Below are 9,284 nucleotides of genomic sequence, written 5' to 3'. Positions count from 1 at the left end.
TGCGCCTGCGTTCGGCGTGCTGTTGTCTGCTTCGCTCATGAGTTTGTCTCCTGATGCATGGGGGGATGCTTTTTGAACGCAGCCTGAAATGCAAAGAACGGGCCAGCAGCTTCAGCGCGCGCTAAGTGCCTGATTTCACAAAAGACCGCCGCCCAAGCCGATCCGCATTTGATTTCACAACTGAAATGCTGATTTCAAATCGGAAATGGATGCGCGCATAATAGACAGACTTCACCAGCCTCGCCCCGAGCCGCCCAGCCTTGAGCACACCTCTTTTCGAACCCGCCCAGCGCCCCCGCATCTGGGCCGTGAGTATCAGCCGCCTGCGCGATCTGTTTTTCGACATCGCGGGCGAATACGTGGAACGCGCGGACTTGCGCATCGTCTCGCACGGTTTCGAAGACGCCGTGCGCGAGATCGACGCCGCGGGCGCGGGTCGTCCGGATGTCGTGATCGCCGGCGGCTCGAACGGCGCTTATCTGAAGACGCGCGTGTCGGTGCCGGTCGTGTTGATCAGCCCAACCGGCTTCGACGTAATGCATGCGCTGGCGCGAGCGCGGCGCGACGGCGCAAAGGTCGCGCTCGTCACGCACGGCAACACGCCTGACGAAGTGCGCCGCTTCGTCGCCGCCTACGCGCTCGACGTCACCTTCGCCTCGTATCAATCGGCGCAGGACGCGGAGAGCGTCGTGCTCGATCTGCGCGATCGCGGCATCGACGTGGTGGTCGGTCCTGGAATGGTCACCGATCTCGCGGCGAATGCCGGCATGGGCGCGGTGTTTCTCTATTCGCGCGCGTCGGTGCGCGCGGCCTTCGACACCGCGCTCGAAGTCGCGCAGGCCACGCGCCGCGAAACCATCCGGCGTCAACGGCTCGACAATCTGCTGCAGCATCTGCGCGACGGCGTCGTCGCGCTCGACGCGCAAGGCCGCGTCGAAGCGATGAACCAGCGCCTCGCCAGCGTGCTCGGCCTCGACGCGGCGAAGGCCGTGGGCCGCGTGCTGCTCGACCTCGCGCCCGATCTCGCGGGCAGCCTGCCGGACGCGGACGGCGACGCGTTGTGCACGGTGCGTGGCGTGAGCTATGTCGTGCATCGCGGGCCGCTGGCGAGCAGCGGCGCGGCGGCGGGCACGGTGCTGACGTTTCAGGAATCGCGCGCGGTCGAACGGCTCGACCGGACCTTGCGTTCGCGCCAGCGCGTGCAGCAGTTCAGCGCGCGTTACCGGCTCGACGATATCGTCGGCGCGTCCGAATCGATCGAACGGGTGCGCGCGCTGGTGCGGCGCTATGCCCGTTCGGACGCCACCGTGCTGATTCTCGGCGAGAGCGGCACGGGCAAGGAAATGGTCGCGCAGAGCATGCATCAGTTGAGCCCACGGCGCGACTTCGCATTCGTCGCGATCAATTGCGGCGCGTTTCCCGAGGCGCTGCTGGAGAGCGAACTGTTCGGCTACGAGGAAGGCGCGTTCACCGGCGCGCGCAAGGGCGGCAAAGCGGGATTGATCGAAGTCGCGCACCGCGGCACGCTGTTTCTCGATGAAATCGGCGAAATGCCGTTGTCGTTGCAAAGCCGGCTTCTGCGCGTGCTGCAGGAACGTGAAGTCGTACGGCTCGGTTCGACGGAGCCGACGCGGGTGGATATTCGCGTGGTCGCGGCGACGCATCGCGCGTTGACCGAAAGTATCGAAGCGGGCAGCTTTCGCGCCGACCTCTACTACCGGCTCAACATTCTGAGCATCGCGCTGCCGCCGCTGCGCGAGCGGCCGACCGATCTGCTGCCGCTCGCCGTTGAACTGCTGCTGCAAGCCGCCGCGCGCGAACCGAGGCTCGCGGCGCGCCTGCCGGACGCGGCCGCCGCCGAGCGCGTGCTCGCCACGCTCGCCGAACCGCTCAAGCGCTACGCGTGGCCCGGCAATGTGCGTGAATTGCAGAACGTGGTCGAACGGATCGCGGTGGAACTGGCCGATGTGGATGTGGATTCGGATGCTGATGCGGACATGAGCGCAATGTCAGTAGACGCCGTCGCGCCCGTTCTCACCCGCGACATGTTGCGCACGGTCGCGCCTGAAATCGTCGAGCCGCACGCACGCACGAAAAAAACCGCGCTGACCCTGCGCGAACGCAGCCGTCACGTCGAAGCCGACGAAATCCGCGCCGCCCTCGCCGCGCATGACGGCGATCGCGACGCGGTCTGCGAGGCGCTCGGCATCAGCAAGACGACGTTATGGCGGAAGCTGAGCGCGACGCAGTAGGCGCGCCGCCCAAGCTGCTTAAACCACTCATGCCGCTCGCGCCACCATGCCGCGCCGCATTGGCGCCGGCGCGCGCGATGAACATGCTGGGTGTCATGCCGCAGCAGCGCTTGAAATGGCGGCCGAAGTGGCTTTGGTCGAAGAAGCCGACCTCCGTCGCCACCACCGATCCCGGCACGCCCTCGAGCAGCAGCGTCTGCGCACGCTGAATCCGCAGCCCGCACAGATACCGGTAGGGCGACGATCCGTATTGCTGCCGGAACACCGTGGCGAAACGCGACACGCTGAGCGCGGACAATGCGGCGAGTTGGGCGAGCGTCACCGGTTCGTCGAAATGGGCTTCGATGAAAGCGCGGGCCGCGTTGAGGCTGATGGACTGTTTCATGACGTCACGATGGTCGAGCGGGCCGCCGGTTGTTTCGCGAAACGCCGGATGGAAAACGTGTCGAGAGGAATCGCCGTCTTGCCCGTATCGACGAGTTCCGCCAGCGTTTCGCCGACGCCCGGGCCGATCTGAAACCCCGAGCCGCTGAAGCCGAACGCGTAGAACAGACCGTCGACCTGACTGCTCGGACCGATCACCGGTTCGCTGTCGGGCAGATAGCTTTCCACGCCGCTCCACACGCGAATCACATGCAGCGGCGCCAATGCGGGCACGAGCCGGCGCATCTGCGCGAGTTGCCGCACGGTGTTGATCGGCAACACCGAAGCGCGGCTCGTCACGGCATCGGCGGGACCGGGGGGACCTCCGCCGACGATGATGTTGCCGCGCGGAATCTGCCGAAAATAAATGCCCTCCTCCTTGATCGACGTGAACACGCCCATCGACGACTTGAACACGTAAGGCACCGGCTCCGTCACGCACATTTGCGGCCCGCGTGTGGTGAGCGGCGCGGATTCGCCGAACTGTTCGGCCAGCCGGCTCGCCCACGCACCGGCGCAGATCACGAGTTGCGCCGCCCAATACACGTCGCCGCGCGCGCTTTCCACGCGAAACCGTCCGCCGTCTTTTTCGACGCGCACGATCTCCGTGTCCTCGATCACCTGCGCGCCCAGCCGCGCCGCCGCGCGGCCGAACGCGGGCGCGGCGAGGCGCGGGTTGGCGTGGCCGTCGAGCGGCGAGATCGAAGCCGCCAGCACCTCGCGGCCGAGAAACGGAAAGCGCCTGAACATCGCTTCGCCGTGCAGCACTTCGAGTTCGAGACCGTACGCGCGCGCGTCGATCGCGTACTGGTCGAAATTCTCGACGTCCTTCTGGTGGTAGCACACGCGCGTATGACCCGACGGCAGAAACTCGACGTCCTCGCCGAGCAGTTCCGTCGAGCGTTGCCATGTGCGCAGCGCGCGGTTCGACATCGCCAGTTGCGATAAAGCACGGCCCTGACGGCGAACGCCGCCGAAGTTCACGCCGCTCGCCTGCTGGCCGGTGAGTCCGCGCTCCAAAAGAATCACCGAACGGTTACGCTGGCGCAGGAAAAACGCTGTCGTCGTTCCCATGATGCCGCCGCCGATCACGATCACATCGGCTTCGTTGCGGGTCGTCGCATTCATTTGCTCACCTCGGCGCTTACCTCGTCGCTCAGCGCTTCGCCTACCACTTCGGTCAGCGCAACGGGCAGCGGCTTGACCGGCGCCTGGCCGCGCAGCCGTCCCACTGAAGACAGCGGCACACACGCCGCCGCCGCGATGATTTCCGCGCCTGCGTGGCCGCAATAGCGCCCTTGGCAGCGGCCCATGCCGACGCGCGAAAACGCCTTCGCGCGATTGGCTTCTTTTGCGCCGGTCGCCCGCACCACGCGACGCAATTCGCCTGCCGTGATCGCTTCGCAACGGCAGACGATCGTTTCGTCCGGCAGCGACGCGGCGAATTTCGCGGGCCACGGGAAGGCTTCACGCAAACCCTGAGCAAAACGCGAGAAGCGTGCGAGTTCGGTGCGCAAGTGCTCCACGCCGTTGACCGCTATACCGTGGTCCTGCGAAGCGGCCAGCGCCGCGAGACGGCCCGAGCGTTCCGCTGCATCCGCGCCGCGTACTCGCGCGCCGTCGCCCGCAAGATAGACGCCCTTGATGCTGCTGCGGCCATCGGCATCGATCTGCGGCAGCCACTGCTGGGCGTTCTCGTCGAACACGAAGCGACAACCCGCAAGATCCGCGAGTTGCGTCTCGGGCCGCAGGTGATAACCGAGCGCGACGGCATCGCATTTGAATTCGAGGCGCTTGCCGCCGGGCAACGCGACCTCGACCGCGCTCACGCCGTCTTGCGCCGAGCCTTTGATTTCGAGCGGCTCTACGCCGCGATGAACCGGCACGCGCGCGTCGGCCAGCACGCGCGTCAACGCAATGCCTTTTCTGAGCGCGGCGGGAATCGCCAGCAGACGCGGCAACGCGGCCACGCGCTGCATGAACGTGGAAGTGTCGAGCACCGCGGCAACCTGCGCGCCCGCCTTCACGTACTGCGCGGCCACGAGATACAGCAGCGGGCCGCTGCCCATCATCACGATGCGCGAGCCGATCGCGCAGCCTTGCGACTTCAGCGCGACCTGCGCACCGCCGAGGCTATACGTGCCGGCCTGGTGCCAGCCCTTGACCGGCATCAGCCGATCCGTCGCGCCGCTGCAAACGATCAGCGCGTCGAAGGCGAGCGAGTGATACCGCGTGCCGCTCACCAGATGCACGGTGTTCGGCGAGATGTTCCAGACCAGCGTTTCCGGCAGATAGTCGATCCGGCTTTTCAACGCATCGAAGCTCTGATGCAGCGACGCGGCACGCTCGGCTTCGGTGCCATAGAGCGTCTCATAGCTGCGCGAAAAGCCTTCCGGCTGACGTCGATAAATCTGCCCGCCGTCGCGCCGGCCTTCGTCGATTACGACAGGCCGCAGCCCCGCTTCGACCACCGCCTGCGCGGCGCGCACGCCCGCCGGCCCGGCACCGATGATGACTACGCGCGCGGCCATACACCCTCCCCGGCTTCCGTCAGCTTCGTGACGATCGACATGCCTGGCATCGCCGGCGTGCTGCACGCGCGCACGCGCTCGCCTTGCGCGGTCCACACCCAGCAGTCCTGGCAGGCGCCCATCAGACAGAAACCGGCGCGCCGGCCGTCGCCGAATTCGGAGTCGCGCAGCGTGGCCGTGCTGGTGAGCAGCGCGACCATCAGCGTGTCGCCTTCGGCGGCCTCGCGCACGACGCCATCCACGGTGATCGGAAAGGTCTTGCGGCCCGTTTCCGCGACGCGTACAAATCGTCCGCTCATGCCGGGGTCGCCTCCACGGTCTGCAAACGGTTCAGTTCGGCGGCCGGATGGTGGCACAGAATCTCCGCGCCCGAAGGCAGCTTCTTCAACGAAGGCGGCGTCATGTTGCATTTGCCGTCGATACGCACCGGACAGCGCGCGCGAAACGAGCACAACTCGGCGATGTCGGCGCTCTCGCCCATCGCCGGCAAAGCAGTGGCCACGATATCGCGGCGCGCGTCGAGCCAGCCGGGTTTCAACGCCGGCACCGAATCGACAAGCAAGCCCGTGTACGGGTGATACGGCGGCGCCGCCAGCACGTCGCGCTGCCCTGCTTCCACGCGATGCCCCGCGTACAGCACGATCACTTCGTCGCAGATCGCGCGCACCGTCGAAATATCGTGGCTGATGAACATGTACGACACGCCCAGTTCGCGCCGCAATTCGGCGAGCAGATCGAGAATCGCAGCGCCGACCACCGTGTCGAGCGCGGAAGTCACTTCGTCGCACAGAATCAAGGCTGGATCGGCGGCGAGCGCGCGCGCCAGATTCACGCGCTGCTTCTGGCCGCCGGAGAGTCCGGCCGGCGTACGCGTGGCGATCGAAGCCGGCAGCTTGACCAGATCGAGCAAGTCCAGCATGCGTTTCTTCGCGGCCGAGCCTCGCAGATGGTGATAGAACGCGAGCGGCCGCCCCAGAATATCGGCGATCGAATGGCTCGGATTGAGCGCCGTATCGGCGTTCTGAAACACGATCTGGATCTGCCGATACTGCTCCGGCGTGCGGCGCGAGATTTGCGCGTGCAACGGCTCACCGTTGAACAGAACCTCGCCGCGCGCCCGGTCGACCAGCCCCGCCACCACGCGCGCGAGCGTCGTCTTGCCGGAGCCGGACTCGCCGATCACGCCAAGCGTGCTGCCGCGCGGAATCGACAGACTGACGTCGTCGAGCACGCGCACAGCAGGCACGCCTTGCCGGTCGATCCGTCCATAGCCCGCCGACAGTCCGCGAATTTCCAGGAGCGGCGGCACGTGCTTGCCCAGGTTTGGCGGCAACGTCAACACAGCTTCCGGACGCCGCGTCGCGGCCAGCAACTGGCGCGTGTACGCATCGACCGGCGCGTCGAGCACTTGCGCGACCGCGCCGTTCTCCTTCACCGCGCCGCCGTTCAACACGACGATGCGGTCCGCCATCTGCGCGACCACCGCCAGATCGTGCGACACGTACACGGCCGTGGTGCCGAGTTCGCGAATCACTTTCTTGAAGGCCGCAAGCACTTCGATCTGCGTGGTGACGTCGAGCGCGGTGGTCGGCTCATCGAACACGACGACGGCCGGATCGGTGATCAAGGCCATCGCCGCCATCAAGCGCTGCAACTGGCCGCCGGATACCTGATGCGGATAACGCTGCCCGATCGTTTCCGGCGCGGGCAGCGCGAGCGAACGGAACAGTTCGACCGCCTTGGCGGACGCCGCTTCTTTCGACATCAGGTGATGCAGCAGCGCCGGCTCGATGACCTGATCCATGATCGTGCGCGCCGGATTGAAGCCGGCCGACGCGCTCTGCGCGACGTACGCGACGGTGCGCGCGCGCAACGCGCGGCGGCCCTTCGCATCGAGCGACAACACCTCGACCTCGCCGACGCGCACCGACCCGCCGCTGATCGCGCAGCCCGCGCGCGCATAGCCGAGCAGCGACAGTGCGATGGTGGTCTTGCCCGAACCGGACTCGCCGATCAGCGCGAGCACTTCTCCCTTCTTCACCGAGAAATCGACGCCCTTGACGATCTCCGTCACCGGCCCCGGCGCGGCACCCGCGACGACTCTCAGGCCCTTTACTTCGATCATGTCCTGATCAGCCATCACGCACCTCCATGCTTACGGCTGCGACGCCGCAAGTTGTCGATCAGCAGATTCATGCCAATGGTCAGCGTCGCGATCGCGACGGCCGGCATCAGCACGGCGGGCGCGCCTTCCGACAGGCCGCCGATGTTCTCGCGCACGAGCGAACCCCAATCGGCGTTCGGCGGCTGCACGCCGAGGCCGAGGAAGCTCAACCCGCTCAGCAGCAGCACGATGAACACGAAACGCAGGCCGAAATCGGCGAGCATCGGATGAATCATGTTGGGCAGCACTTCGACCCGCGCGATATAGAAGATGCCTTCGCCGCGCGCTCGCGCCACCTGCACGTATTCGAGGCTCATCACGTTCACCGCGAGCGAGCGCGAAATGCGGAACGCGCCGGGAATGTAGGCCACTGCGGCGACCGTCGTCAGCATCGGGATCGACGAACCGAACGCGGCGATCACGACGAGCGCGAGCACCTTGCTCGGAATCGAAATCAGCGCGTCGAACAGACGGCTCAGCACTTCATCGACCACGCGGCCCGACACCGCCGCGAGCAGGCCGAAGAACGTGCCGATCACACTGGCAAGCACGGCCGCTGCGAGCGCGAGGCCGACGGTGTAGCGCGCGCCGTAGAGAATCCGGCTCAGCATGTCGCGGCCGAGATAGTCGGTGCCAAGCGGATACGCCGCGCTGTAACGGCCGAAAATTTCCGTCGAGGTCAACGCACCGCCTTTATACGGCGCGACCAAAGGTCCGATGAACGCGACCAGCAGCCAGAACGCCACCATCAGCAGACCGATCAGGCCGAGTACGGAAAAGCGGTGCACGAGGCGTTTGAACACGCCCTGTTTCAGCGGCGGCGCTTCGACAGGCGCGGGCTCGACGACCACTTCGTCACGGCGCACGTCGTACAGCTCCGTGCCGGCGTGAGGAACATGGTGGGGATTGGTAGGTTGGCTCATCATCGACGCAGCCTCGGGTTGGATACGATTTGACACAGGTCGGCGATCAGCACGAGCGCGAGATACGCCGCGCAGAACACCATCACGCAGCCCTGCACGAGCGGCATGTCACGGTTGGTGACCGCGTCCACCATCAGGCTCGCGAGGCCCGGATAGTTGAAGATCGACTCGACGATCACCACGCCGCCGAACAGATACGACAGGCTCAACGCCACGGCGTTGGCAATCGGCCCGACGGTGTTCGGCAACACATGCCGCCACACCACGCGCACAGGCGAGGCGCCCTTGAGCAAGGCCATTTCCACGTACGACGAATTGAGCTGATCGAGCACCGCGGCGCGCGTCATGCGCGCCATCTGCGCGACGAGCACGCAGCACAGCGTCATCACCGGCATCGCGTAGATGCGCAGCAGCGCGCCGAACGAATGCACTTCCGAGAGATACGACAGCGCCGGCAGCCAGCGCAGCTTGACGGCGAAGATCAGCACGGCGATCGTCGCGATCAGGAATTCCGGCACGGCGACCGTGGAGAGCGTCAGCACGTTGAGCGTGCGGTCGAGCAGCGAGCCGCGAAACATCGCCGACGAAATGCCGATCAACAGCGCTACCGGCACTGAGACCACCGCCGTGAGTCCGGCCAGCACCAGCGAGTTCGGCAGGCGCGTCGCGATCAACTGACTGACGGGCAGATTGTTCGACAGCGACGTGCCGAAGTTGCCGCTGACCACATGAAGGAGCCACACGAAGTAGCGTTGCAGCGCGGGCTGGTCGAGACCGAACTGATGCCGCAGGGCGGCCACGGCTTCGGGCGTCGCCGCCTGGCCGAGCGCCTGCTGGGCCGCGTCGCCGGGCAGCAGCCCGGTGACGGCGAACACGACTGCCGACACCAGCAGCAGCGTGAGCAGCGCGAGGCCGAGGCGCGCGGCGATGAGACGTTGCGCATGTGCTTTCATCGAGATTCGCCTCCATTGCAGTTGAAGCTGCGCGCCGC

8 protein-coding genes are annotated in these 9,284 nt (G+C 66.3%); 1 reads left to right on the top strand and 7 read right to left on the bottom strand.

All coding sequences use genetic code 11. The annotated features are described in order from the left end of the window. The first annotated feature begins 260 nt into the window (after positions 1–260). On the top strand, positions 261–2,252 hold the full coding sequence (gene prpR / locus PQR54_RS31100; protein WP_408252486.1) for a propionate catabolism operon regulatory protein PrpR: 1,992 nt from the start codon (positions 261–263) through the stop codon (positions 2,250–2,252). Here prpR and PQR54_RS31095 read toward each other — a convergent pair. The 7 genes from PQR54_RS31095 to PQR54_RS31065 are packed head-to-tail and all read right to left on the bottom strand — an operon-like array spanning position 2,209 to position 9,246. Continuing rightward, positions 2,209–2,637, bottom strand: a complete 429-nt coding sequence (locus PQR54_RS31095; RefSeq protein ID WP_408252484.1) for a helix-turn-helix domain-containing protein — start codon at positions 2,635–2,637, stop codon at positions 2,209–2,211. The two genes, prpR and PQR54_RS31095, sit on opposite strands and share 44 nt — an antisense overlap. Further along, positions 2,634–3,803 (bottom strand): NAD(P)/FAD-dependent oxidoreductase, encoded by a 1,170-nt coding sequence (locus PQR54_RS31090; protein WP_408252482.1) that lies wholly within the window; start codon positions 3,801–3,803, stop codon positions 2,634–2,636. Before PQR54_RS31090 ends, PQR54_RS31095 begins: the two co-directional genes overlap by 4 nt. Beyond that, positions 3,800–5,206, bottom strand: a complete 1,407-nt coding sequence (locus PQR54_RS31085) for an FAD/NAD(P)-dependent oxidoreductase (RefSeq protein WP_408252480.1) — start codon at positions 5,204–5,206, stop codon at positions 3,800–3,802. The genes PQR54_RS31090 and PQR54_RS31085 overlap by 4 nt, the downstream gene beginning before the upstream one ends. Continuing rightward, positions 5,191–5,505 (bottom strand): (2Fe-2S)-binding protein, encoded by a 315-nt coding sequence (locus PQR54_RS31080; RefSeq protein ID WP_408252478.1) that lies wholly within the window; start codon positions 5,503–5,505, stop codon positions 5,191–5,193. The genes PQR54_RS31085 and PQR54_RS31080 overlap by 16 nt, the downstream gene beginning before the upstream one ends. Beyond that, complete coding sequence (locus PQR54_RS31075; protein ID WP_408252476.1) at positions 5,502–7,346, bottom strand: ABC transporter ATP-binding protein; 1,845 nt, start codon at positions 7,344–7,346, stop codon at positions 5,502–5,504. Before PQR54_RS31075 ends, PQR54_RS31080 begins: the two co-directional genes overlap by 4 nt. Beyond that, the gene (locus tag PQR54_RS31070; RefSeq protein WP_408252474.1) at positions 7,346–8,296 is read right to left on the bottom strand and encodes an ABC transporter permease; all 951 of its coding nucleotides are present in this window, start codon (positions 8,294–8,296) and stop codon (positions 7,346–7,348) included. Before PQR54_RS31070 ends, PQR54_RS31075 begins: the two co-directional genes overlap by 1 nt. After that, positions 8,293–9,246, bottom strand: a complete 954-nt coding sequence (locus tag PQR54_RS31065) for an ABC transporter permease (protein WP_408252472.1) — start codon at positions 9,244–9,246, stop codon at positions 8,293–8,295. Before PQR54_RS31065 ends, PQR54_RS31070 begins: the two co-directional genes overlap by 4 nt. Between the last annotated feature and the right edge of the window lie 38 nt (positions 9,247–9,284).

The sequence above is a fragment of the Paraburkholderia phytofirmans genome, assembly GCF_046028095.1.
Lineage (GTDB): Bacteria > Pseudomonadota > Gammaproteobacteria > Burkholderiales > Burkholderiaceae > Paraburkholderia > Paraburkholderia phytofirmans_A.
The sequence above is the reverse complement of the archived record's forward strand: the minus strand, read 5'-3'. Positions and strand labels throughout refer to the sequence as shown.